Genomic DNA, 938 nt, shown 5'->3' on the forward strand with positions numbered 1-938 from the left:
ATTGCTATCATGGTAATTGGACTTATATGGGCTGTTTGCTGGTGGAAATTTGCTAAAGAAAAACCAGAAGAGTCAACTGAACAGGAAAATATGGGAAAAGAATATGTAGCAGCAGCATCGGAAGGGAAATTGAAATTCACCTTCTATTTAAAACAAAAAACTGTATTATTTACAGCACTTGCATTTTTTTCGTACAACTATATCTTGTTCTTTTTCTTAACATGGTTCCCAAGCTATTTGGTAAATGCACGCGGACTAAGCGTAGAAAATATGAGTATCATCACAGTGATTCCGTGGATCTTTGGGTTTATTGGTCTTGCTTTGGGAGGTTTCGTGTCGGATTTCTTCTTTAAAAAATTCGCACAAAAAGGCGTTTTATTCTCACGTAAGCTCGTGCTAGTTACTTGTTTGTTCTTATCGGCTGTTTGTATCGGATTTGCCGGCCTTGTATCGACAACATTAAGTGCAGTAACTCTAGTTGCACTTTCTGTGTTCTTCCTATATTTAACAGGTGCAATATACTGGGCGATTATTAATGATGTCGTAGACCCAGATAACGTTGGATCAGTTGGTGGTTTTATGCATTTCTTAGCAAATACAGCAGGAATTATCGGACCAACTTTAACAGGATACATTGTTGATACATCAGGCACATACACAGTAGCTTTCTTGCTTGCAGGTGGATTAGCTATTGTCGCATCGCTTGCAGTAATTCGCTTTGTACGTCCGATAGTTAAACCCGCGTAATAGATTAATAAAATAGAAGTGTCCCCCCAATGGAATTATCTATGGGGGGACACTTCTATTTTAATAGGATACGTATTTTTGCAACTACACAATATCGAAAGTTTAGTTAGCTTATAYTTTATCCAAATAAGGAATTATGCGGTAATCTGTACGAGTCCGAGGAAGGTGTATGAATCATCATGCACCTACTC

The 938-nt window shown here is 37.9% G+C and carries 1 protein-coding gene; it reads left to right on the top strand.

Annotated elements, in window-relative coordinates; genetic code table 11:
* Window positions 1-747 (top strand): MFS transporter (locus AC1DUW_RS30555; RefSeq protein ID WP_477644411.1); only part of this gene is annotated, 747 nt, incomplete at its 5' end.
* Window positions 748-938: the final 191 nt, after the last annotated feature.

Source organism: Peribacillus sp. P4_C12, assembly GCF_056402095.1.